24 protein-coding genes and 1 pseudogene are annotated in these 21,291 nt (G+C 64.5%); 16 read left to right on the top strand and 9 right to left on the bottom strand.

The genetic code is table 11. From position 1 onward, the window contains the following. A pseudogene (locus ACILRA_RS06195) lies at window positions 1-212 on the bottom strand (D-glycerate dehydrogenase); the annotation flags it as partial. Window positions 213-398: 186 nt separating this feature from the next. Here ACILRA_RS06195 and ACILRA_RS06190 point away from each other — a divergent pair. Beyond that, a complete protein-coding gene (locus ACILRA_RS06190) occupies window positions 399-1,007 on the top strand; it encodes an SH3 domain-containing protein (protein WP_395661223.1) in 609 nt (202 codons plus the stop codon). Window positions 1,008-1,039: 32 nt separating this feature from the next. Here the strand turns inward: ACILRA_RS06190 and dnaJ are convergent, their stop codons facing one another. The 3 genes from dnaJ to ACILRA_RS06175 all read right to left on the bottom strand — a co-directional run bounded on the left by dnaJ (window position 1,040) and on the right by ACILRA_RS06175 (window position 4,860). Beyond that, window positions 1,040-2,212: a molecular chaperone DnaJ gene (gene dnaJ / locus ACILRA_RS06185; protein WP_395661222.1), complete on the bottom strand. Its 1,173-nt coding sequence runs from the start codon at window positions 2,210-2,212 to the stop codon at window positions 1,040-1,042. 160 nt (window positions 2,213-2,372) lie between these two features. Continuing rightward, complete coding sequence (gene dnaK, locus ACILRA_RS06180; RefSeq protein WP_395661221.1) at window positions 2,373-4,286, bottom strand: molecular chaperone DnaK; 1,914 nt, start codon at window positions 4,284-4,286, stop codon at window positions 2,373-2,375. Window positions 4,287-4,485: 199 nt separating this feature from the next. Continuing rightward, complete coding sequence (locus tag ACILRA_RS06175; RefSeq protein WP_395661220.1) at window positions 4,486-4,860, bottom strand: cupin domain-containing protein; 375 nt, start codon at window positions 4,858-4,860, stop codon at window positions 4,486-4,488. A 93-nt stretch (window positions 4,861-4,953) separates the two neighbouring features. Here ACILRA_RS06175 and ACILRA_RS06170 point away from each other — a divergent pair, with 93 nt between their 5' ends. Beyond that, entirely contained in the window at window positions 4,954-6,198 is a 1,245-nt protein-coding gene (locus ACILRA_RS06170) for a flavin monoamine oxidase family protein (protein ID WP_395661219.1), read from the top strand. A gap of 376 nt (window positions 6,199-6,574) precedes the next feature. Here ACILRA_RS06170 and grpE read toward each other — a convergent pair whose 3' ends face one another. Then, window positions 6,575-7,156, bottom strand: a complete 582-nt coding sequence (gene grpE / locus ACILRA_RS06165) for a nucleotide exchange factor GrpE (RefSeq protein WP_395661218.1) — start codon at window positions 7,154-7,156, stop codon at window positions 6,575-6,577. Between the two features lie 66 nt (window positions 7,157-7,222). Next, window positions 7,223-8,308 carry a heat-inducible transcriptional repressor HrcA gene (hrcA, locus tag ACILRA_RS06160; protein ID WP_395661217.1) on the bottom strand — a complete coding sequence of 362 codons (1,086 nt, stop codon included), beginning with the start codon at window positions 8,306-8,308 and terminating at the stop codon, window positions 7,223-7,225. Between the two features lie 85 nt (window positions 8,309-8,393). On the opposite strand from hrcA, the gene rph reads away from it, so the two are divergent. The 6 genes from rph (at window position 8,394) to gshB (ending at window position 13,200) form a co-directional block, all read left to right on the top strand. Continuing rightward, the gene (gene rph, locus ACILRA_RS06155; protein WP_395661224.1) at window positions 8,394-9,107 is read left to right on the top strand and encodes a ribonuclease PH; all 714 of its coding nucleotides are present in this window, start codon (window positions 8,394-8,396) and stop codon (window positions 9,105-9,107) included. Beyond that, window positions 9,107-9,712: an RdgB/HAM1 family non-canonical purine NTP pyrophosphatase gene (gene rdgB, locus ACILRA_RS06150; RefSeq protein WP_395661216.1), complete on the top strand. Its 606-nt coding sequence runs from the start codon at window positions 9,107-9,109 to the stop codon at window positions 9,710-9,712. The genes rph and rdgB overlap by 1 nt, the downstream gene beginning before the upstream one ends. After that, entirely contained in the window at window positions 9,678-10,847 is a 1,170-nt protein-coding gene (gene hemW / locus ACILRA_RS06145; RefSeq protein ID WP_395661215.1) for a radical SAM family heme chaperone HemW, read from the top strand. The genes rdgB and hemW overlap by 35 nt, the downstream gene beginning before the upstream one ends. A 168-nt stretch (window positions 10,848-11,015) precedes the next feature. Then, window positions 11,016-11,906, top strand: a complete 891-nt coding sequence (gene rsmI / locus ACILRA_RS06140; RefSeq protein WP_395661214.1) for a 16S rRNA (cytidine(1402)-2'-O)-methyltransferase — start codon at window positions 11,016-11,018, stop codon at window positions 11,904-11,906. Further along, window positions 11,896-12,261: a YraN family protein gene (locus tag ACILRA_RS06135; protein ID WP_395661213.1), complete on the top strand. Its 366-nt coding sequence runs from the start codon at window positions 11,896-11,898 to the stop codon at window positions 12,259-12,261. Before rsmI ends, ACILRA_RS06135 begins: the two co-directional genes overlap by 11 nt. Next, window positions 12,262-13,200, top strand: a complete 939-nt coding sequence (gene gshB / locus ACILRA_RS06130) for a glutathione synthase (RefSeq protein WP_395661212.1) — start codon at window positions 12,262-12,264, stop codon at window positions 13,198-13,200. A gap of 157 nt (window positions 13,201-13,357) precedes the next feature. Here gshB and ACILRA_RS06125 read toward each other — a convergent pair whose 3' ends face one another. Further along, window positions 13,358-14,035: a haloacid dehalogenase type II gene (locus tag ACILRA_RS06125; protein ID WP_395661211.1), complete on the bottom strand. Its 678-nt coding sequence runs from the start codon at window positions 14,033-14,035 to the stop codon at window positions 13,358-13,360. Between the two features lie 59 nt (window positions 14,036-14,094). Here ACILRA_RS06125 and nthA point away from each other — a divergent pair, with 59 nt between their 5' ends. Genes nthA through ACILRA_RS06105 form a run of 4 tightly spaced genes read left to right on the top strand, consistent with a single transcriptional unit; the run spans window position 14,095 to window position 16,334 of the window. Then, on the top strand, window positions 14,095-14,721 hold the full coding sequence (gene nthA, locus ACILRA_RS06120; protein WP_395661210.1) for a nitrile hydratase subunit alpha: 627 nt from the start codon (window positions 14,095-14,097) through the stop codon (window positions 14,719-14,721). Beyond that, on the top strand, window positions 14,718-15,374 hold the full coding sequence (nthB, locus tag ACILRA_RS06115) for a nitrile hydratase subunit beta (protein WP_395661209.1): 657 nt from the start codon (window positions 14,718-14,720) through the stop codon (window positions 15,372-15,374). Before nthA ends, nthB (ACILRA_RS06115) begins: the two co-directional genes overlap by 4 nt. Continuing rightward, a complete protein-coding gene (gene nthB / locus ACILRA_RS06110; protein WP_395661208.1) occupies window positions 15,371-16,021 on the top strand; it encodes a nitrile hydratase subunit beta in 651 nt (216 codons plus the stop codon). Before nthB (ACILRA_RS06115) ends, nthB (ACILRA_RS06110) begins: the two co-directional genes overlap by 4 nt. Further along, the gene (locus tag ACILRA_RS06105) at window positions 16,008-16,334 is read left to right on the top strand and encodes a nitrile hydratase accessory protein (RefSeq protein WP_395661207.1); all 327 of its coding nucleotides are present in this window, start codon (window positions 16,008-16,010) and stop codon (window positions 16,332-16,334) included. The genes nthB (ACILRA_RS06110) and ACILRA_RS06105 overlap by 14 nt, the downstream gene beginning before the upstream one ends. Here ACILRA_RS06105 and ACILRA_RS06100 read toward each other — a convergent pair. Next, the gene (locus ACILRA_RS06100) at window positions 16,321-17,094 is read right to left on the bottom strand and encodes a cytochrome c biogenesis CcdA family protein (protein ID WP_395661206.1); all 774 of its coding nucleotides are present in this window, start codon (window positions 17,092-17,094) and stop codon (window positions 16,321-16,323) included. The genes ACILRA_RS06105 and ACILRA_RS06100 overlap by 14 nt on opposite strands. A 135-nt stretch (window positions 17,095-17,229) precedes the next feature. Between ACILRA_RS06100 and ACILRA_RS06095 the strand changes: the two genes are divergently transcribed. From ACILRA_RS06095 to ACILRA_RS06080, 4 genes are all read left to right on the top strand, one after another. Beyond that, window positions 17,230-18,174 carry a zinc ABC transporter substrate-binding protein gene (locus tag ACILRA_RS06095; RefSeq protein WP_395661205.1) on the top strand — a complete coding sequence of 315 codons (945 nt, stop codon included), beginning with the start codon at window positions 17,230-17,232 and terminating at the stop codon, window positions 18,172-18,174. A 64-nt stretch (window positions 18,175-18,238) separates the two neighbouring features. Next, a complete protein-coding gene (locus tag ACILRA_RS06090) occupies window positions 18,239-18,907 on the top strand; it encodes a DUF1007 family protein (protein ID WP_395661204.1) in 669 nt (222 codons plus the stop codon). After that, window positions 18,904-20,046, top strand: a complete 1,143-nt coding sequence (locus tag ACILRA_RS06085; protein WP_395661203.1) for a nickel/cobalt transporter — start codon at window positions 18,904-18,906, stop codon at window positions 20,044-20,046. The genes ACILRA_RS06090 and ACILRA_RS06085 overlap by 4 nt, the downstream gene beginning before the upstream one ends. A 7-nt stretch (window positions 20,047-20,053) precedes the next feature. Then, window positions 20,054-20,542 (top strand): TspO/MBR family protein, encoded by a 489-nt coding sequence (locus ACILRA_RS06080; RefSeq protein ID WP_395661202.1) that lies wholly within the window; start codon window positions 20,054-20,056, stop codon window positions 20,540-20,542. A gap of 130 nt (window positions 20,543-20,672) precedes the next feature. Here ACILRA_RS06080 and ACILRA_RS06075 read toward each other — a convergent pair. Next, window positions 20,673-21,291, bottom strand: a 619-nt coding sequence (locus ACILRA_RS06075) for an OB-fold nucleic acid binding domain-containing protein (RefSeq protein WP_395661201.1), incomplete at its 5' end; no start/stop codon positions are given.

Here is a 21,291-nt window from a genome sequence, read left to right as displayed (position 1 = left end):
TGCTCTCCCGCCTGCATCAGCACCGCCTTGTCGATCCGGTCGGTCACGGTGGGCACAAGCACTTCGGCCGTCTTCACCGCCTCCACCAGCCCGGCCTTGCCCATCGGTTCATCCGTGGCATTGAGCCTCGTGTTGAACAGCTCCATCATCCTGGTCTCGACGACGTCGGGCAGCTTCCGGGTGACGACGACGAGGGGCTTGCGCTTGCTCATGCGGTAATCCTGGCTCCAGCCTAAGGGTTCAACATAATGTTAACCGTGCCGGATCAATTCTGTCACTGATCCATGTCGGTTCCTCCGTTGGCACAGGAGGGCGCGTGGTGTAAACTGGCTTTGTGTTGAAAGGGCCCCCGGCCGCAACTGCGCGGACGGCAGGGACTTAAAGGGATTTCATTGATCATGGCGGGAAGCCCTGCCCGAAAGCGGCATTTTGGCTCCATTCTTCTGACTTTGGCCTGTATCGGCGTTGCGGCGGCGGTCGCATGGTCGGTGATTGGCAAGCGGACCGATTCGCAGGCCATTGCGGCGCCGGGCGAGGTAACGGGCTCGATCACGGGGGAAACTCCGCGGCCCGTCGGTCCCTCAGGCCTGCCGATCCCCCGTTTCGTGTCGCTCAAGGCTGAAAAGGTCAATGTGCGGCGTGGCCCCTCGAGCGATCATCCGGTCGCCTGGGTGTTCCAGCGCAAGGGCCTTCCCGTTGAAATCGTAGCGGAATTTGAAAACTGGCGGCGGGTGCGCGACTCCGATGGCGAGGAAGGCTGGATCCTCCAGAACATGCTCTCCGGCAAGCGCACCGCTGTGATCGCGCCCTGGAAGCAGGGCCAGACTGTGCCGCTCCTCGCCGCCTCCAAGCCGGGTGCCGGACTGGTCGCCCAGGCCACCGCAGGGGTTCTGGCAGATGTCGAGGGCTGCAACGGCCAGTGGTGCGAGGTCGACGCGGGCGGCTACGACGGCTTCATCGAGCAGACCCAGCTATGGGGTGTCTATCCGGGCGAAACGGTGGACTGAGCAACCAGCTGGCCAGCCTTGGGGGAACCCCCTCAGCTTCCGAAACCATCCCAGAAGGCCCTTGCGCGGGCAAAGAACCCTTCGGATTCCGGGCTGTTGTTGCGTGCTTCCTTCTCGAATTCCTTCAGAAGTTCGCGCTGGCGGCGGGTCAGGTTGACGGGGGTTTCGACCGCCACCTGAATATACATGTCGCCCGTCTGGGACGAGCGCAGCACCGGCATGCCCTTGTTCTTGAGGCGGAACTGCTTGCCCGTCTGGGTGCCTTCCGGAATGGTGACGCGCGCCTTCTTGCCGTCGATGGTGGGCACCTCGATCTCACCGCCCATGGCGGCTGTCGTCATCGAGACCGGCACCTTGCAGAACAGGTCTGCCCCGTCGCGCTGGAAGAACTCATGCGGGCGGACCGAGAGGAAAATGTAGAGGTCGCCCGAGGGCCCGCCGCGAAGGCCTGCTTCGCCCTCATTCGCCAGCCTTATGCGCGTACCGTCTTCCACGCCCGAGGGAATGTTGACGGAAAGCGTCCTTTCCTTGGTCACGCGGCCCTGGCCGCCGCAGGGGGTGCAGGGGTCAGAGATGACCTGGCCGCGGCCCTGGCAGGTCGGGCAGGTCCGCTCGACCGTGAAGAAGCCGGACTGCGAACGCACGGCGCCCTGGCCGCCGCAGGTGGCGCAGGTCTTGGGCGCGGAGCCAGGCTTGGCGCCCGTTCCGCTGCAGGTGTCGCAAGCCACAGATGAGGGCACGCGGATCTGGGCCGCCTTGCCGGAAAAAGCTTCGGTGAGGCTGATTTCCATGTTGTAGCGAAGGTCGGCCCCGCGCGAAGCGCCCGTGCCGCCACGGCCACCACCACCGCGCCTGCTGCGGCCGCCACCGCCGCCGCCCATGAAATCGCCGAACAGGTCCTCGAAGATGTCAGACATCGAGGAATTGAACTCCGGCCCGAAACCAGCCCCGCCGGGCCCCCTGCCACCGCCCATGCCGCCCTCGAAGGCCTGATGGCCAAAACGGTCATAGGCGGCCTTCTTCTGCGGGTCCTTCAGGACGTCATAGGCCTCGCTGATTTCCTTGAACTTGGCCTCGGCCGTCTTGTCACCCGGGTTGGCGTCTGGGTGGAACTGCTTTGCAAGGTTGCGATAGGCGGCCTTCAGATCCTTCTCATCGGCCGACTTGCCGACGCCCAGAACTTCGTAAAAGTCGCGTTTGGCCATGAATCACATACCGCTTGCAGGTTGCCGCCCTGCCGCCCCCGCTCCACCGCGCGAAGACTCAGGACGAAGAATGGAGAACCGATATAGCAGAACCCCGCCCCGCGTTGCGAGCCTGAAGCGGCCCGGCCACGTGAAGCGGGGTTCTGGCATTCACAGGACGTCAGACCTTCTTGTCGTCGTCCTTCACTTCCTCGAAGTCGGCGTCGACCACGTCGTCGGCACCGCCTGCGGCGCCGGCGTCACGCTGCGCATCGGCCTCGGCCTGTCCGGCCTGGGCCTTGTACATCGCCTCGCCGAGCTTCATCGAAGCCTGGGCCAGCGCGTTGGTCTTTTCCTTCACCACCTCGGCATCTTCACCTTCGAGCACCGACTTGACGTCCGCGATCGCAGCTTCGATGGCCGACTTGTCGGCGGCCGATACCTTGTCGCCAAACTCGGCAAGGGACTTGGCGGTCGAGTGGATCAACGCTTCGGCATGGTTCTTGGCTTCCACCAGGTCCTTGCGCTTCTTGTCCTCGGCGGCGTTGGCTTCCGCCTCCTTGACCATCTTCTCGATCTCGGAGTCGGACAGGCCGCCAGAAGCCTGGATGCGGATCTGCTGCTCCTTGTTCGTCGCCTTGTCCTTGGCGGACACGTTGACGATACCGTTGGCGTCGATGTCGAAGGTCACTTCCACCTGCGGAATGCCGCGCGGTGCGGGCGGAATTCCCATCAGGTCGAACTGGCCCAGCATCTTGTTGTCAGCTGCCATTTCACGCTCGCCCTGGAAGACGCGGATCGTCACGGCCGTCTGGTTGTCGTCAGCGGTCGAGAAGACCTGGCTCTTCTTGGTCGGGATCGTGGTGTTGCGGTCGATCAGCCTGGTGAACACGCCACCCAGCGTTTCGATGCCGAGCGACAGCGGCGTCACGTCGAGGAGGAGCACGTCCTTCACTTCGCCCTTGAGCACGCCGGCCTGGATCGCAGCGCCGATGGCCACGACCTCGTCCGGGTTCACACCCTTGTGCGGTTCCTTGCCAAAGAACTGCTTCACCACCTCGATGACCTTGGGCATGCGCGTCATGCCGCCGACGAGAACGACCTCGTCGATCTGGCCAGCGGTGACGCCCGCATCCTTCAGCGCCGCGCGGCAGGGCTCGATGGTCTTCTGGATGAGATCGTCAACCAGGGCTTCGAGCTTGGCGCGGGTGAGCTTCAGGGTGAGATGCTTCGGGCCCGAGGCATCCGCCGTGATGAAGGGCAGGTTGATTTCGGTCTGGGCCGAGGACGAGAGTTCGATCTTGGCCTTTTCCGCTGCTTCCTTCAGACGCTGCAGGGCGAGCTTGTCCTTGCGGAGGTCAATGCCCTGCTCCTTCTTGAACTCGTCGGCGAGGTAGTCGACGATGCGCATATCGAAGTCTTCACCGCCGAGGAAGGTGTCGCCGTTGGTCGACTTCACCTCGAACACGCCGTCGCCGATCTCGAGGATCGACACGTCGAAGGTGCCGCCGCCCAGGTCATAGACCGCGATGGTGCCGGCTTCCTTCTTGTCGAGGCCATAGGCCAACGCTGCAGCGGTGGGCTCGTTGATGATGCGCAGCACTTCGAGGCCGGCGATCTTGCCGGCATCCTTGGTGGCCTGGCGCTGACTATCGTTGAAATAGGCGGGCACGGTGATGACGGCCTGGGTGACAGGCTCACCGAGATAACGCTCGGCGGTTTCCTTCATCTTGGTCAGCGTATAGGCCGAGATCTGCGAGGGCGAAAACTTCTTGCCCCGGCTTTCGACCCAGGCATCGCCATTGTCGGCCTTCACGATGTTGTAGGGAACAAGCTTCTTGTCCTTCGCCACCATGGGGTCTTCCATGCGGCGGCCGATCAGGCGCTTGATCGCGAAGAAGGTGTTCTCGGGGTTGGTCACGCCCTGGCGCTTGGCCGGCTGGCCGACGAGGGTCTCACCATCGGCGCTGAAAGCGACGATCGAGGGCGTGGTGCGCGCACCCTCGGCATTTTCGATCACCTTGGGGTTCTTGCCCTCGATCACCGCAACGCAGGAGTTGGTTGTGCCGAGGTCGATACCAATCACTTTCGCCATCTTGTTCCTCCAGTTGGCAGGCTGACTATGGGAAGCCCTTAAGGCACTTACCCAGCCCCTTGGCTTGGGGCAGTCACCCTCCTGATTAAGAAATGGTTCCGGGCGTGTCCGATTCGAAAGACGCCCAGTGTTCGGACGCTATATAGGCAGGGCCTTTTTGCCTATCAAGGCCACCAGCGCATGCTTTTTGGCGGGGGGCTCAATCAAGCAGCACCACGCTCTCCTGTTCATTTGGATAGGTGCGGGCAATCACGGCGCGAACGGGCTTGTCCGTCGGGTTATAGGGCTGGTGCGGCATGCCGGCGGGAATGTAGCAGAAATCACCCGCCTTGATCTGCATGACATGCTCAAGATTGGGTCCGTGGCGCATCTCAGACGTGCCCTCCAGCACGAAAATCGCCGATTCATGGGCCTCGTGATAATGCGGCCGGGCAGAAGCGCCGGGCGGAATGGTGACGATATGCATGCAGAGCTTCTCCGAACCTGACGATTGCGCCGATATGCCGGAGAAATACGAAAGCCCCTGTTTGCCGTCATAGGCCTCGCCGCCACGGATAAGCTTGCATGATGTCATGAGCGAACCTCCACGTCGATCGACTATGCGGAGAAATGGGTTGCCTGTACAAGTAAGTCCCGGATGAGAAAGATCAAGGCTGGGGATAAGATCATGAGCCACTACGACATCGCAATCATCGGAGCTGGTGCAGCAGGACTTGCAGCTGCGCTCAACCTGAAGTCGTCAGGTCGCCGCGTCATCGTGCTCGAGGCGCGCGACAGGATCGGCGGACGGGCCTTCACGGACACCAGCACCTTGGGCCTGCCCTTTGACTGCGGGGCCCACTGGCTGCACGCGGCGGCGCAGAACCCCTTCACGAAAATCGCCGACCGGCTGGGCGCGCGTTACAACGCCAACACGTCCTGGGATGACTGGACGCTTTACGCGCGCGGCGGCGCCGTGCCGCAACAGGTCATCGCGGAAGCGGGCGGCTACATCGAACAGGTGCTGGGGCGCATCGCCGAGGCGGGTGCGGCGGGCCGCGACGTGGCCTACTCCGACTTCATGGAAGAAGGCAACCGCTGGAATCCGCTCCTGCGGCAAACTGTGGGCCAGATCACCTCGCATGACCCGGCGGACTGTTCGACGCTCGATAGCGGGCGTTATGAAGACGAGGGCGGCGATTTTCCGCTCGAGGATGGCTTCGGCGCGCTGGTGGCGCGCCATGCGGCGGGGCTCGATGTCACACTGTCCACGCCCGTCATCCATATCGACTGGTCAGGACCGGACGTGAAGATCACGACGGAGCGCGGCACGCTCCGCGCAACCGCCATCATCCTGGCCGTGCCGGTCAATGTGCTGATCGCGGGGCTGATCGGCTTCTCGCCCGCCCTGCCCGCAGCCTTGACAGAGGCCTTCCACGACTGTCCCATGGGCGTTTCCGAAAAGCTGGCGATCCTGCTCGACCGGCCAATCGAAGGAACCGAGCACCTGCATGGCGACGTGGTCGATCTTTCCGGAGCGGCCAGGCAACCCTTCAACCTCTATGTGAATCCCTTCGGGCGGCCGCTGCTCGTGTCCCACATGGCAGGCGCCTACGGCCGCGAGATGGAACGGCTGGACGATGCCGATGTCATGGCCGTGGCGCTCGATGCGCTGAGCGAGGCCTTCGGCGCATCGATCCGCAAACGCGTGGTGAAGACGCTGCGCACGCACTGGGCCTCCGACCCGTTCACGCTCGGCGGCTATTCCCACGCCAAGCCGGGCCGCGCCGCGTCGCGCCTGATGTTCTCACAAACCGTGGGAGACAAGATCGTGCTGGCGGGCGAGCACTGCTCGATCCCGTTCTATTCCACCGTCCACGGCGCGCATCTGTCAGGGATCGCGGCAGCGGAGAAGGCCCTCGCCCTCACATAATCAACTTTCCACCTCGCCCCCGCAGGGGGAGAGGGCCGGGGTGAGGGGGCCTGTCCACGAGTCGATTGCTTCAAGCATCCCGCGAGCTGAACCACCCCCTCACCCCCACCCTCTCCCCCACATGCGTGGGGGCGAGGGGGAAGAATTGGACCCTCAGGGATGCGGTTCCGGCTTCATCCAGCCAATGAGCGCGCCCGTCGGGTCCTGCAGGATGGCGATGCTCCAGAATAAGGGAAACATAACACAACCTGGGCGATACGGCCACTCCGTCACTCACCTCGCCTGGACTTGATCCGGGCGTCCTTTTCCGGCGGCCACAAAAAAGGATGGCCGGGTCGAAGCCCGGCCATGGTGATGAGTGTGGAGGGGGGGGAGCTTACCCCTCGGCCTTCGCCACGCCCACCATCGCGGGCCGCAGGCAGCGCTCACCGATGGCGAAGCCGGACTGCATTTCCTGCACGACCGTGCCGGGCGGGTGGTCCTTCGTCGGCATTTCGAAGAGCGCCTGGTGGACGTTGGGGTCAAACTTGGCGCCAACCGTCTCCACCTTGCGGATATTGTAGCGCTCGAACACCTTGATGAGTTCGCGTTCCGTCAGTTCGACGCCGGCCAGCAGGTTGCGGGTTGCATCGTCCGCCTTCTCGCGGGCCTCCGCCGGCATGGCGGCCAGCGCGCGGCTCATATTGTCGGCAACGCTCAGCAGGTCGCGGGCGAAGTTCGTGGCGGCATAGAGGGTTGCCTCGGCCTTTTCGCGCTCGGCGCGCTTCCTGAGATTCTCCATGTCGGCAGCGGTGCGGAGCAGCCGGTCCTTCAGGGCGCCAGCTTCTTCCTTGAGCTGCACGATCTCGAGATCCCTTGCGTCAATTTCGGGGGCCTCCGGAGCGGAAGCCGCTGGGTTCTCTGCGGCGGTTTCGTCGGCGTCGGCTGTCTGCTCAGGGGATTTCGTCTCGTCAGCCATGGCTGAAGCTTTCCAATCCTTGGTTTTTCCAGGAAGCACGCCATATCGGCTCCCCGGCTCGAAAAATCAAGTGAGGAGCCGCCCGATCGCCTTTGCCGTGTAATCCACCATGGGAATGATGCGGGCATAGTTCATGCGGGTGGGGCCAATGATGCCCATGACGCCGACGATCTTCTCCTCCGCGTTGCGGTAGGGGGAGACGATGATAGAGCTGCCCGACAGCGAGAACAGCCGGTTCTCCGACCCGATGAAGATCCTGACACCTTCACCCTGCTCGGCAGCACCCAGCAACTGCACCAGCTCCTTCTTGTTCTCGATGTCCTCGAACAGCTTGCGGATGCGCTCGAGGTCCGCCACGGCGGTCGAATCCTCGATGAGATTGGCCTGGCCGCGCACGATGAGGGTCTTGTCGTCCACCTCGGCCCCGCCGGACCATTGGCCGATCCCCGCCTCCACGATGCGCGCCGAGATCTCGTCGAGCTCGCGCCTCAGGCTTTGCATCTCGTCGCGCACGAAGCGCTGCACCTCGTCGATGGTCTTGCCCTGGAACCTCGTCGAGAGATAGTTGGACGCCTGCGCGAAGGTCGATGGCGGCAGCCCGCGCGGCACCTCGATCACCCGGTTCTCGACCGAGCCGTCCTCACCCACCAGAATCACCAGCGCGCGACCCGGTCCGAGGTTCACGAACTCGATATGCTTCAGCCGGGCATTGATCTTGGGCGTCACGATGACGCCCGCGCAGTGCGACAACCCCGAGAGCAGCCCCGTCGCCTCACCCAGCACATCCTCGATGCGGCGCTGGCGGTTGGAGGCTGCGACCTGCGCATCGATCCTTGCGCGCTCGTCGGAGGACATGGAGCCCACCTCCATCACCGCGTCGACGAAGAAGCGCAGGCCCTGCTCGGTCGGCACGCGGCCGGCACTGGCATGGGGAGAGAAGATGAGCCCCGCATCCTCGAGGTCCATCATCACGTTGCGCACCGAGGCGGGCGACAGGTTCTGCGGCAGGATGCGGGAGATGGTGCGCGAACCAACCGGCTCCCCCGTCTCCAGATAGGTGTCGACGAGGCGGCGGAAGATGTCGCGGGAGCGCTGGTCGAGCCCGGCGATGCCGGTCAGCCGCTCTTCGGTGATGGGCTTTGGCGGGATCATGCTCATGCCGCCACTGTAGAAATCAAGTTGGCTGAGGTCAATCGACGGGCTATGACGCCCCCTTTCAGGACAAGGAATGAGCATTATGCGTCCATCCGGGCGGAAACCCGACGAATTGCGTGCCGTCAGCTTCGAGCGCGGCTTCACCCGCCATGCGGAAGGCTCCTGCCTCGTCCGCTTCGGGGATACGCATGTGCTGTGCACCGCCTCCCTCGAAGAGCGCGTGCCGCCCTGGCTCAAAGGTGGCGGCAAAGGCTGGGTCACCGCCGAATACGGCATGCTGCCGCGCGCCACGCATGAGCGCACACGGCGTGAGGCCTCGGCTGGCAAGCAGTCCGGCCGCACCCAGGAAATCCAGCGCCTCGTCGGCCGTTCGCTTCGCGCCGTTGTCGACCTCGTGGCGCTGGGCGAACGCCAGATCACGCTCGACTGCGACGTGCTGCAGGCCGATGGCGGCACCCGCACGGCCGCCATCACCGGCTCCTGGGTCGCGCTCTTCGACTGCCTCAAGTGGATGGAGCAGCGCGCCATGTTCAAGACCTGGCCGTTGAAGGACCATGTCGCCGCCATCTCCTGCGGCATTCATGGCGGAACCCCGGTGCTGGACCTCGACTACCCGGAAGATTCCTCCGCCGGCACCGACGCCAATTTCGTGATGACGGGTTCGGGCGGCATCGTGGAGATCCAGGGCACGGCGGAGGGCGAGCCCTTCTCCGAGGCAACCCTTCACGAGCTTCTCACCCTCGCCAAGAAGGGCATCGGCGAACTCGTGGCCAAGCAGAAGGCGGCGATTGCCTGATGCGAACACTGCGCAATCAGAAGATCGTGATTGCCACCCACAACAAGGGCAAGCTCGAGGAATTCGCATCCCTGCTCAAGCCCTATGGCGTTGAGGCGGTTAGTGCGGGCGCCTTGGGCCTGCCTGAGCCCGCCGAGACGGAGAACACCTTCGCCGGCAACGCCCGCATCAAGGCGCTCTCCGCCGTGAAGGCCAGCGGGCTCATTGCAGTGTCGGACGATTCCGGCCTCTGCGTCGCGGCGCTGGGCGGCGAACCCGGAGTCTACACCGCCGACTGGGCGGGGCCGGACCGTGACTGGAACCGCGCCATGCGGCTGGTGGAAGAAAAGCTGCAGGCGAAGGGTGCCACGACTCCCGAGCAACGCCGCGCCTATTTCGCCTGCACCCTCTGCGTCATCTGGCCAGACGGCGAAGAACGCATCTATGAGGGCCGCGCGGAAGGAACGCTCGCCTGGCCGCCACGGGGCCAGCTCGGCCACGGCTATGACCCGGTGTTCGTGCCCGATGGCGAAACCCGCACCTTCGCGGAGCTCGCACCAGAGGAAAAGAACCGCATCTCGCACCGCGCGCATGCGCTGGAAAAGCTTGTCCGTGACCTCTTCTGACGCCTTCGGCATCTACATTCACTGGCCCTTCTGCAAGGCCAAGTGCCCCTATTGCGACTTCAACAGCCATGTGCGCCACGAGGCCGTGGACACGCTCTCCTTCGCACGCGCCATCGGCACGGAGCTTTCATGGTTCGCTGAGCGCACGCCGGGCCGCACCGTCACCTCCATCTTCTTCGGCGGCGGCACGCCCTCGCTCATGCCGCCGGAAGCCGTGGGCCATGTGCTCGACACCATCGCCTCGCTGTGGAGCGTGTCTCCGCAAGTCGAGACGACACTCGAAGCCAATCCCACCTCCATCGAGGCGGAGAACTTCCGCGGCTACCGCGCGGCGGGCGTCAACCGCGTCTCGGTCGGCGTGCAGGCGCTGAACGATGATGACCTGAAGGCGCTGGGCCGCCAGCACTCCGCCGAGGAAGCCCTCACCGCCTTCCGGCTGGCGGCGAAAATCTTCCCGCGCGTCTCCTTCGACATGATCTATGCGAGGCCCAACCAGACGCCCGCGCAGTGGCGCGCCGAGCTTTCGCGCGCAGTTGGTGAGCAGCAGGGCCACATGTCGCTCTACCAGCTCACCATCGAGCCGGGCACAGCCTATTTCGATCTCCATGAGCGGGGCAAGCTGGTGACCCCCACGGACGACCGCGCCGCCGACCTCTACGACATCACGCAGGAACTAACCGAGAAGGCGGGCCTCTCGACCTATGAAATCTCGAACCACGCCGCACCTGGCCAGGAATCCCGCCATAACCTGCTCTACTGGCGCTATGGCGAGTATGCGGGTGCCGGCCCCGGCGCGCACAGCAGGCTGGCCGATGGCGAAAACCGCCGCGCGCTGATTGCCGAGAAGCACCCCGAAACATGGCGCAACCTGGTGAACACCCAGGGCCACGGCATCATCTCCGACACGCTCGTGCCGCCTGCCGACCAGTCCAGCGAATATCTGCTCATGGGCATGCGCATCGCGGAAGGGATCGACATGGACCGCTATGCCGCACTTGCGGGCCGCGAGATCGATTCATCCAAGCTCGCCGGCATGAAATCCATGGGTCTCATCAAGCGCCACGGCCAGCGCCTGATGGCGACGGCCGACGGCCGCAAGCTGCTCAATGCCGTGATTGCGGAACTGGCAACGTAACATTACGCTCCACCCATCATTCCTCTCCCCCTCCGGGGGAGAGGGCAGGGTGAGGGGGCGCGTCCGCGAGTCCGGGGTCAAGAACCTCGCGCGCTGCACCACCCCCTCACCCTGCCCTCTCCCCCACATGCGTGGGGGCGAGGGGGAAAAAGGACAGACCGCGACAGCATGACTGATACCCGGCCCAGCTACATCATCGGCGCCCACCGCTTCGAGGCGGAGCCTCTGGCGCCGGGGCTCTATGTGGTGGCAACCCCCATCGGCAATCTGGGCGACATCACGGTCCGTGCCCTCGCCACGCTGGCCGCTGCTGAGACTGTACTCTGCGAGGACACGCGCACGAGCGGCAAGCTGATGGAGCGCTTTGCGATCAAGACGAAGCTTTCGCCCTATCACGAGCACAATGCGCAGAAGGCGCGGCCACATATTCTGGAGCGGCTGCAGCAGGGCGCCACCATTGCCTTGATCAGCGATGCCGGCATGCCGCTCGTTTCCGACCCCGGCTACCGGCTGGTGAAGGAGGCGGTGGAGCTTGGCATTCCCGTCACCGCCTGCCCCGGCCCTTCCGCCGTGCTCACCGGCCTCGCGCTCTCCGGGCTTCCCACCGACCGCTTTCTCTTCGCGGGCTTCGTGCCGCAGAAGCAGGGCGAGCGCAGACGGCTGTTCGAGGAATTTGCGAAGCTCAAGGCCACGCTCATCTTCTTCGAAAGCCCGCACCGCATCATCGAGACACTGCAGGACCTCGCCATGGCTCTCCCCGGCCGCGCCGTGGCGGTGACGCGCGAACTCACCAAGCTGCATGAGGAGGTGTTGCGCGGCACGGCCTCCGGCATTGCGGAGCAACTCGCCGCACGCGCCAGCGTGAAGGGTGAGATCACGCTGCTCGTTGGTCCGCCGCAGGAGGATGAGGCGGTGTCAGACGAAGACCTCGACGATGCCATCACACAGGCGCTTGCCTCAATGCCCGCCAGCAAGGCGGCTTCCGAACTGGCCAAGCGCTTCAACCTGAACCGCCAGGACATCTACCAGCGCATCCTCGCGAGGAAGGATGGCGCGTGACCGGCGCAAGTCGGAGGAGGATGGCCGCGCGGCGGAGCTTGCCGCGCTATGGTTCCTCCGCCTCAAGGGCTGGCGTCTTCTGGCACGGCGCTACAAGACGCCGGTGGGCGAGATCGACCTCATCATGCGGCGCGGCGGGGTGACGGCCTTCATCGAGGTGAAGGCGCGCAAGAGCCTTGATGGTGCCGTCGAATCCGTCTCCCCCCGCCAGGCCCGGCGGATTTCGGCTGCGGCGCGGGGCTTTCTCGCGCAGGACCGCACGGCAGCCCTGCAGGCCTGCCGTTTTGACATCGTCGCGGTGAGCCCCTACCACTGGCCCCGGCATATCGAGAATGCGTTTGAGGGAGACCAGTAAATGGCATTGAAGGTGGCGGTGCAGATGGACCCGATCCAGTCCATCAACATCACGGGCGATTCCACTTTCGCCATGATGCTGGAAGCGCAGGCGCGCGGGCATTCGCTGTTCTACTACCAGACGAAGACGCTGGCACTCGGCGGCGGATCGCTCTTCGCCTCCGGCAATGACATCACGGTGAAGGACGAGAAGGGCAACCACTTCGCGCTGGGCGAGGAACGCCGCGCCGATTTGGGGGCATGCGACGTGGTGCTGATGCGCCAGGACCCGCCCTTCGACATGGGCTACATCACCGCCACCCACATGCTGGAGGCGATCCACCCGAAGACGCTGGTCGTCAACGATCCCGTTGAGGTGCGCAACGCGCCGGAGAAGCTGTTCGTTCTCAACTATCCGCAGTTCATGCCGGACACGCTCATCACGCGCGATCCAATCGAACTCGCGGCCTTCCGCCGGACCCATGGCGACATCATCCTGAAGCCGCTCTACGGCAATGGCGGTGCGGGCGTGTTCCGGCTCGGCGAGAGTGACCAGAATTTCTCGTCCCTGCTCGAACTCTTCACGCAGATGTTCCGCGAGCCCTTCATCGCGCAGCAGTACCTGCCCGACGTCAGGAAGGGCGACAAGCGCATCATCCTCGTCGACGGCAAGGCGGTGGGCGCCATCAACCGCGTGCCCGCGCTGAATGAGAACCGCTCCAACATGCATGTCGGCGGCAAGGCCGAGCCCACCAGCATGACCAGGCGCGAGCATGAAATCTGCGAGGCGCTGGGGCCGGACCTCAAGCGCCGCGGGCTGATTTTCGTCGGCATCGACGTGATCGGGGATTATCTCACCGAGATCAACGTGACGTCACCCACCGGCATCCGCGAGGTAAAGCGCTTCGGCGGCGCGGATATTGCAAGCCTGATCTGGGATGCGATCGAGGCGCGGCGGTAATAGATCATCTCCCTTCTCCCGTCCGCAGGATGGGAGAAGGTGCCCGAAGGGCGGATGAGGGCCTCTATCAACCGGCACCACTCGCGGACAGAGGCCCTCATCCGCCGCTTCGCGCCACCTTCTCCCATTGCTTTGCAACGGGAGAAGGGAAAAGGGGTCAGACCATCGCCGCCAGTTCGCTCAGATCCTTGATCAACGCCGCGGGCTTTCCCGGCAGTTTGTCATCGTTCAACCCAAACCGGTCCACCCGCACCACCTGAAAGCCGAACTGAGCCGCCCCCGCGGCATCCCAGGTGTTGGCGGTGACGAAGCAGATCGACGGCGCCTCGTGGATCTGCAGCTTCTGCATGGCGTGGCGGTAGACGCGGCGCGAGGGCTTGTAGATGCCGACGTCCTCGACCGACAAGACCATGTTGAAGAGCTTCTCCAACCCCGCATGGCGCACGGCGGAGTCGAGCATGGCAGGGCTGCCGTTGGAGAGGATGGCGGTGAGCTTGTTCTTCGCCTTCACCGCCTCAAGCGCCTCCGCCACCTCAGGATAGGAATCGAGCTTGAGGTAGAGCGCCATGATCTCGTCCTTGAGGCCGGGCTCATCCACCCCGAAATGCTCCAGCGCATAGTCGAGCGCCTCAGCCGTGACGTGCCAGAAATCGGCATGCACACCCATGAGGCTCCGGAGCCAGGTGTATTCAAGCTGCTTCTGGCGCCACAGCCGGGAGATATCGTCAGCCTTCTCGCCGATCTCGGCTGAGAGCTTGCGCATCGGCCCATGCACGTCGAAGAGTGTGCCATAGGCGTCGAACACGCATGCCCTGATCCCTGCGAGCTTCGTCATGCCGCTTCCTCTCTCTCACGCCACGGCCTATGATTAGCCCAAAGCGCCGAGGTTACAAAATGCCACATGACGGTCACCACCATCACGACGATGATCACGGCGGTTCCGGGCTTTCGCCCATCGCGCTCAGGGTGAAGGCGCTCGAATCGCTGCTCGTCGAGAAGGGCTATGTGGACCCCAAGGCCCTCGACGTGCTGATCGAAACCTATGAGACGAAGATCGGCCCGCGGAACGGCGCGCGCGTGGTGGCCAGGGCCTGGGTGGACGACGGGTTTGCCGATTGGCTGAAGCGCGATGCCACGGCGGCGATTGCCTCCATGGGCTATCAGGGCCGCCAGGGAGAGCACATGGTGGCGCTGTTCAACACGCCCGGGATCCACAACATGGTCGTCTGCACCCTGTGCTCCTGCTACCCGTGGCCGGTGCTGGGGCTGCCGCCCGTGTGGTACAAATCCATGCCCTACCGCTCCCGCGCGGTGATCGAGCCACGCGAGGTGCTCAAAGACTTCGGCCTCGACATGCCCGGGGACAGGGAAGTGCGGGTGTGGGATTCAACAGCCGAAATCCGCTACCTCGTGATCCCCGAGAGGCCCGCTGGAACAGAGGGCCTGACGGAAGAGCAACTGGCCCAACTCGTCACCCGCGATTCGATGATCGGCACGGGGCTGGCGAAACCTCACCCATGAACGGACCCCATGACATGGGCGGCTTCACCGGTTTCGGCCCCGTGAGGCCGGAAGCCGGAGAGCCTGTCTGGCATGCCGAATGGGAGCCGCGTGCCTTCGCCCTCGTGCTGGCCATGGGCATGACGGGGTCATGGAACATCGATGGGGCCCGCCACGCGCGTGAGCGGCTGCCTGCCCTGCAATACTGGCGCGCGAGCTATTACGAGATGCGCCATGACGCGCTGGTGCTGCAGCTGATCGAACGCGGCCTTATCACCGCGATGGAAGAGGAACAGGGGCGCATGGCCGTGCCGCCGCAGCCGGTGAAGCGGGTGGCGGCAGCGAGTGCCATCCCCGGCATTCTGGCGGCCGGAGGCCCAGCCAACCGGCCCAGCAACAGGCCGCAGGGTTTCGCCATCGGAGAAACAGTCCGCACACGGAACATCAATCCTGAGGGCCATACCCGCCTGCCGCGTTATGCGCGCGGCAAGCTGGGTGAGATCGTCTCGGTGCACGGCACCCATGTGTTTCCCGACTCCAATGCGCATGGCCTGGGTGAAGACCCGCAGTGGCTCTACACCGTGCGCTTCTCCGCGCAGGAACTGTGGGGAAAGGACACGAAGGACACCGTGTGCATCGACCTGTGGGAGCCCTATCTGGAGGCGCCCGCATGAACGGCGCCCATGACTGCGGCGGCATGATGGGATTTGGGCCCGTGGTGGCGGAGCAGGACGAGCCCGTTTTCCACGCACCCTGGGAAGCACGCATGTTCGCGCTGATGTCGGCGATCGGCGACGTGGGCGGCTGGACACTGGACGAAGACCGCGCGGCCTGCGAATCGATGCATCCCGGCCACTACATCAATTCAAGCTATTACGAGCACTGGCTGAACGGCCTCGAAATCCTGCTCCATAAGCAGGGTCTTGCCACGGCGCAGGAGATTGCCTCGGGCCGCATCGCGTCATCCCCCAGGGCGGTGACGCCCACAATGGCAGAAGCCGTGTGGCCCGCCGTTACCGCCCCCGGAAGCTATCAGCGCGAGGTGACGGCCGCGCCCGCCTTCAGGCTTGGAGACCGCGTGCGCACCCGTCACCTGAACCCGGCGCACCACACGCGCCTGCCGCGCTATCTGCGGGGCCATATGGGTGAGATCATCGCCTGCCATGGCGCGCATGTGTTTCCGGATTCCAACGCGCAAGGCCTGGGCGAGGACCCGCGCCACCTCTACACCGTGCGCTTTGCCGCAGCCGAGGTCTGGGGCAGGCCCACGCGTGACGTGATCCACGCCGACCTGTGGGAGCCCTATCTTGAAGCTGTCTGACTCGCGCGATCTTCCGAAGGATGCCGATGTCCCCGTCTTCGCTGAGCCGTGGGAGGCGCAGGCCTTCGCCATGGCGGTGAAGCTCAATGAGGCCGGCGTGTTCCAGTGGAGCGAATGGGCGGAAACGCTGGGCGCGGAACTGAAGGCGGAGCCGGAACGCCCCTATTACGAAAGCTGGCTCGCAGCGCTTGAGAAACTCGTGAAGGCGAAGGGCGTCGTGACGGAACCTGAGCGCCTCGCGCGCATCGAGGCTTGGGACCGTGCGGCCAAAGCCACGCCCCACGGCCAGCCGATCATCCTCAGCCGAGGTTGAGCAGGAAGGGAAACTGCTCGATCAGCCAGTAGGACACGGCCTGAACACCGCCGGTGATGAACATCAGGCCGGATACGACGAGGAGGGCGCCTGCCACCTTCTCCACCATTCCCAGATGCTTGCGGAAGCCCGCCATGAAACCCATGAAGGTGCCGACGGCAGCAGCGGCCAGCAGGAAGGGAATGCCGAGCCCGGCCGAATAGACGGCGAGCAGCCCTGCTCCCTTGAGCACATCCTGCTCGCTGGCCGCCACGGTGAGGATCATGCCGAGCACGGGGCCGATGCAGGGCGTCCAGCCGAAGGCGAAGGCCAGGCCGATCAGATAGGCGCCTGCCAGGCCGCCGGGGTGTTCCTTGTGCTGGTAGCGCACTTCGCGCGAAACCCAGAACATGCGGAACACACCAAGGAAATGCAGGCCCATGGCGATGATGATGAGACCCGCCAGGGTGGTGACCGGATTGAAGGCAAAGCCCAGCACCTCCACCTGCCGGGAGAGTTCGGTGCGCAGCAGGCTGCCGATCCAGGAGGCGCTGGCGCCCAGCGTGATGAACACGGTGGAGAAGCCCAGCACGAACATCAGGGCGGCCAGCATGGTGCGCCGGCGCTCCTCCCGCGGGCGGGCCTTGTGATCCACCAGCTCCTCGAGCGAGGTGCCGGTGATGAAGCACAGATAGGGCGGCACCAGCGGCAATACGCAGGGGCTGAGGAAGCTGATGGCGCCGGCGAAGAGAGCCGCTCCGATCGAAACGTCGAGATCCATGTGCCCCATGTGGCAGGTCGGCGGCGGCTGCGCAATTCACCCATGAGGCCGCAGCCCTCACAACATCGTCAGGGACTTGACCGGATCGAAGCCGGAGGATATGTAACATTATAACGTTACATAAGGACCTCTCGCATGCGCCTCGCCCTCACCGCCCTGGCCCTGTGTCTTGCCGCAAGCCCTGCCGTGGCCGCGCCCAAGGTCATCGCCTCCGTCGTGCCGGTTCACGGCATCGTCTCCGCGGTGATGGGAGAGACCGGCCAGCCGGAGCTGCTTCTGTCCGGCAGCATGTCGGAGCACCGGGCAACCTTCACGCCCCAGCAGATTGCAGGCCTCGGCAAGGCGGATGTGGTGTTCATCATCGGGCGGGGGCTCGAGGCCAAGCTGTCCCAGATCAGCGGGTCGGAAACCGTGAACGGCAAGCGCTTCGTGGAGTTGAGCAGCGCACCCGGCATCACCACCCACCCGGTGCGGGAAGGTGGCGCCTGGGAAGCGCACGATCACGGGCACGACCATGACCATGATCACGATCACGGGCATGGCGAGGCGGCCGACGGCGTCCTGAGCTTCGATCCGCATGTCTGGCTCGATCCGGCCAATGCCATGGCAATGGCTGCGGCGGTGGCGGCTGAACTCGCCATGGCCGACCCCGCGAATGCCGCCGCCTACACGGCCAATGCAGAAACCTTCGCCCGCTCGCTCGATGCCCTGTCAGAGAAGATCGCGGCGGATCTCGCCCCCGTGAAGACCGTGCCCTATGTGGTTTTCCATGATGCCTACCAGTATTTCGAGAAACGCTTCGGGCTTGCCGCGGCGGGCTCCATCTCGGACGTGTCAGCCGCCGCTCCCTCTGCCAAGCGGCTGCGCGAGGTGCGCCGCAAGATCGCCGATGTGAAGGCGGCCTGCGTGTTCCGCGAGCCGCAGTTCGACGGCAAGATGGTCCAGACCGTCATCGAAGGCACGGGTGCCCGGGAAGGCATGCTCGACCCGATCGGGGCCAGCATCACGCCAGGCCCTGGGGCTTATCAGCAGTTGCTCCAGGATCTTTCCAAAAACCTGAAGGCGTGCCTCGCCGGCTGACGGGCGCTTCACTTTTTTGCCGCATTGCCCCATCATTGCTCGGAAAAATCCAAGAGAGTGGGCAATGAACACTACACGCTGGGCTGCATCGGCGTTCTTTGTCTCGATATTGGCCGTGTCCGGTTCTCCGGCATCGGCCCACCCGCATGTGTGGATCGAGATGCGATCCGATGTGGTGTTCAACGACCAGGGCCAGGTGGCTGCCCTCAACCTGATGTGGACCTTCGATGATGCCTATGCGCAGATGGCGCTCGACGGCCTCGACACCAATGGCGACGGGGTCTACAGCCCCTCGGAACTCGACCCCCTCACCAAGGAAAACATCGCCTCGCTGAAGGATTACGACTTCTTCACGGTGATGCGTTTCAACGGCCAGAAACAGGCGCTGGGCGAAGTGACGGAATTCGGCCAGATCTGGTCCAACGACAAGCTGCAGCTCCACATGCAGGTGCCGCTGAAGGTGCCGGTCGACCCGGCCAAGGGCGAGTTCATGGCCAAGGTCTATGACCCGGATTTCTTCATCGCCATGGACTATGTGAAGGACGAACCCGTGAGCGTCATCGGCGCCATGCCGAAGACCTGCGAACTTCTCGTCAAGCCGGTGGCGACCGACGCCGAGGTGGAACAGACGCGCGCCATGCTCTCCACCAAGGGACCCGACTGGAAGCCGGAGAACGAGGAAGATTTTGGCGCACTCTTCGCCCAGACGGTCATCATCCAGTGCAAGGCATGACACGGGCGCTGCTGCTTTTCATCACCGCAATGATGCTGTTCCTCACGCCGCCGCCAGCGGCGGTGGCACAGGTGGCAGAACAGCCGGCCGCCCAGCAGGAGGCCGCACCGCCCGTCAAGATCGACCGCAAGAAGCTGCTGGTGCAACCCCGCAACAAGGACGGCACGCTGCAGCAGGTGTCCTTCTTCGAGGACCCCGTCCTCTGGGCGCGGGAGAAGCAGCAGACCTTTTACGGCAAGCTCTCCGCCACGCTGCGCCAGATGAAGGGCGCCTCGCCGGTTGCCGCTGCCTGGACGCTGATGCTGCTGAGCTTCGGCTATGGCGTGTTCCACGCGGCAGGCCCGGGCCATGGCAAGGCGGTGATCTCCGCATGGCTGCTCGCAACCGAGAATGAGCTGAAGCGCGGCGTGCTCATCTCCTTCATGAGCGCCATCATCCAGGCGCTCACCGCCATCGTAATGGTGAGTGTCCTTTTCCTGGTGGTGGCAAGCGTGGGCTCGACGGCGCGCAATGTGGCGGGCGTTCTGGAAACGGCGAGCTACGGGCTGATCGCCCTGCTCGGCGGCTATCTCATCTGGACAGCACTCCTGATGCTCCGCCCGGCCAAGGCGCTTCGCACCCCCGCCCCGGCCCTGGCCGGCGCGACGGTCACCCGGCAAACCATCGCACTGCATGATTTCGCCAGCTTCGAACCAATGAAAAAGGCGGGCCCCGCGCCAGGCCAGGTGCCCGATCATGTGCATGGCCCTGACTGTGGCTGCGGCCATGCCCATCTTCCCGCCGCCAAGGACGTGAAGGGCGACTGGTCCTTCGCCAAGGCCTTCTCGCTGGCTTTCGCGGTCGGCATCCGGCCCTGCACGGGTGCGTTGCTGGTGCTGGTCTTCGCCAATGGGCTGGGGCTCTACTGGGCGGGCGTGGCTGCCACCTTCGCCATGGCGGTGGGCACCTTCATCACGGTCTCAGTCATCGCCGCCATTGCGGTCTATGCCAAGAAGCTCGCCGCCATGATGATGCGCGGCAATTCACGCCTGCTCGACTGGTTCGGCATCGGCCTGCGCTTCGCGGGCGGCGGCGCCATTGCCTTTCTCGGAACGATCCTGTTCCTCGGTTCGTTGGGCTCCACCAACGCGATGATGTGAGCCCCTGATGACAGCAGCCGCACCCGTCCCTCGCCGCAATTCCTGGCTCGTGCTTGCCGGGTTCATCGTTCTGTGCCTCACCACGGGCGGGATCGGCGGCTTCGCCACGCAGCCCTCGATCGACGGCTGGTACCGGCTGATCGCCAAGCCCTGGTGGACACCGCCCGACTGGGTGTTCGGCCCGGTGTGGACGTTGCTCTACATCATGATAGCGGTGGCGGCCTGGCTCGTGTGGAAGACGGGCGACAGGGTTCGGCCGGCCATGGTGCTGTTCGGCGTGCAACTGGCGCTGAACCTGCTCTGGTCGCTGCTGTTCTTCGGCGCACGCTCACCGGGCATGGCGCTCGTCGAGGTCGTGTTCCTCTGGTCCGCCGTGCTCTTCACCATGCTGGCCTTCTTCGGGCGGCAGACGACGGCGGGCTGGCTCTTCGTGCCCTATCTCGCCTGGGTGAGCTTCGCCGCCGTGCTCAATTTCGCCATCTGGTCGATGAACTGAGGCAGTCCCTGCGGGGCGGGGCGCCACGTGTATCCGTCATCCCGGCGAAGGCCGGGATCCAGCTTCCCTGTGGCTACCAAAGCTGGACCCCGGCCTTCGCCGGGGTGACGGACCTAAATGATATTCTGACTCAATGAAAATCCCGGCTCTTCGGAATGACCCGCACCTGCCTTGGATGCCGCGCCGCAGGCTGCTGCTGGTAGGGGTCCAGCCCCGGCCTTGCCACTTCATCCGCCCGTGCCAGCGTGTTCTTCAGCAGGCTGCCATCCTCGGTGAGCAAGGCCAGCCATGAGGACTGGTCCTCAATCGTGCTCGCCACCACGTGGATGATCTCGCCCGTCTTCTGCACGCGGCCCTTGATGAGCATCAGCCGCGCACCCATCACCACGGCGCGGTGGGTTTCCAGCACCTGCGGCCAGATCACCGCGTTGCAGACGGAGAACTCGTCCTCAAGCGTGAGGAACACCACACCCTTGGCGGAACCCGGGCGCTGGCGCACCAGAACGACGCCGGCAACCGTGACGGGGGCACCATTGCGGAGCGTCTTGAGCTTCTGATTGTCCGTCACCTTGCGCTCGAGGCAGAGCCGCCGGAGGAACTGCATGGGATGCGCCTTCAAGGACAGCTTGAGCGTCTGATAATCATTCACCACATGCTCGGAGAGTGCCATTTCGGGCAGCGCCACATGCGCCTCATCCCCCTGTTCGCGCGTATCGGCGAAGGCGAAGAGCGGCAGGGCCCTGGATTTC

The organism is Aestuariivirga sp., from assembly GCF_044239095.1.
Classification (GTDB): Bacteria; Pseudomonadota; Alphaproteobacteria; order Rhizobiales; family Aestuariivirgaceae; genus Aestuariivirga.
The sequence above is the reverse complement of the archived record's forward strand: the minus strand, read 5'-3'. Positions and strand labels throughout refer to the sequence as shown.

Excerpts from the sequence above, each read along its gene's own strand:
- ACILRA_RS06190 (WP_395661223.1), top strand. The coding sequence starts at position 399 with ATGGCGGGAAGCCCTGCCCGAAAGCGGCATTTTGGCTCCATTCTTCTG.
- dnaJ (WP_395661222.1), bottom strand. The coding sequence starts at position 2,212 with ATGGCCAAACGCGACTTTTACGAAGTTCTGGGCGTCGGCAAGTCGGCC.
- dnaK (WP_395661221.1), bottom strand. The coding sequence starts at position 4,286 with ATGGCGAAAGTGATTGGTATCGACCTCGGCACAACCAACTCCTGCGTT.
- ACILRA_RS06175 (WP_395661220.1), bottom strand. The coding sequence starts at position 4,860 with ATGACATCATGCAAGCTTATCCGTGGCGGCGAGGCCTATGACGGCAAA.
- ACILRA_RS06170 (WP_395661219.1), top strand. The coding sequence starts at position 4,954 with ATGAGCCACTACGACATCGCAATCATCGGAGCTGGTGCAGCAGGACTT.
- grpE (WP_395661218.1), bottom strand. The coding sequence starts at position 7,156 with ATGGCTGACGAGACGAAATCCCCTGAGCAGACAGCCGACGCCGACGAA.
- hrcA (WP_395661217.1), bottom strand. The coding sequence starts at position 8,308 with ATGATCCCGCCAAAGCCCATCACCGAAGAGCGGCTGACCGGCATCGCC.
- rph (WP_395661224.1), top strand. The coding sequence starts at position 8,394 with ATGCGTCCATCCGGGCGGAAACCCGACGAATTGCGTGCCGTCAGCTTC.
- rdgB (WP_395661216.1), top strand. The coding sequence starts at position 9,107 with ATGCGAACACTGCGCAATCAGAAGATCGTGATTGCCACCCACAACAAG.
- hemW (WP_395661215.1), top strand. The coding sequence starts at position 9,678 with ATGCGCTGGAAAAGCTTGTCCGTGACCTCTTCTGACGCCTTCGGCATC.
- rsmI (WP_395661214.1), top strand. The coding sequence starts at position 11,016 with ATGACTGATACCCGGCCCAGCTACATCATCGGCGCCCACCGCTTCGAG.
- ACILRA_RS06135 (WP_395661213.1), top strand. The coding sequence starts at position 11,896 with ATGGCGCGTGACCGGCGCAAGTCGGAGGAGGATGGCCGCGCGGCGGAG.
- gshB (WP_395661212.1), top strand. The coding sequence starts at position 12,262 with ATGGCATTGAAGGTGGCGGTGCAGATGGACCCGATCCAGTCCATCAAC.
- ACILRA_RS06125 (WP_395661211.1), bottom strand. The coding sequence starts at position 14,035 with ATGACGAAGCTCGCAGGGATCAGGGCATGCGTGTTCGACGCCTATGGC.
- nthA (WP_395661210.1), top strand. The coding sequence starts at position 14,095 with ATGCCACATGACGGTCACCACCATCACGACGATGATCACGGCGGTTCC.
- nthB (WP_395661209.1), top strand. The coding sequence starts at position 14,718 with ATGAACGGACCCCATGACATGGGCGGCTTCACCGGTTTCGGCCCCGTG.
- nthB (WP_395661208.1), top strand. The coding sequence starts at position 15,371 with ATGAACGGCGCCCATGACTGCGGCGGCATGATGGGATTTGGGCCCGTG.
- ACILRA_RS06100 (WP_395661206.1), bottom strand. The coding sequence starts at position 17,094 with ATGGATCTCGACGTTTCGATCGGAGCGGCTCTCTTCGCCGGCGCCATC.
- ACILRA_RS06095 (WP_395661205.1), top strand. The coding sequence starts at position 17,230 with ATGCGCCTCGCCCTCACCGCCCTGGCCCTGTGTCTTGCCGCAAGCCCT.
- ACILRA_RS06090 (WP_395661204.1), top strand. The coding sequence starts at position 18,239 with ATGAACACTACACGCTGGGCTGCATCGGCGTTCTTTGTCTCGATATTG.
- ACILRA_RS06085 (WP_395661203.1), top strand. The coding sequence starts at position 18,904 with ATGACACGGGCGCTGCTGCTTTTCATCACCGCAATGATGCTGTTCCTC.
- ACILRA_RS06080 (WP_395661202.1), top strand. The coding sequence starts at position 20,054 with ATGACAGCAGCCGCACCCGTCCCTCGCCGCAATTCCTGGCTCGTGCTT.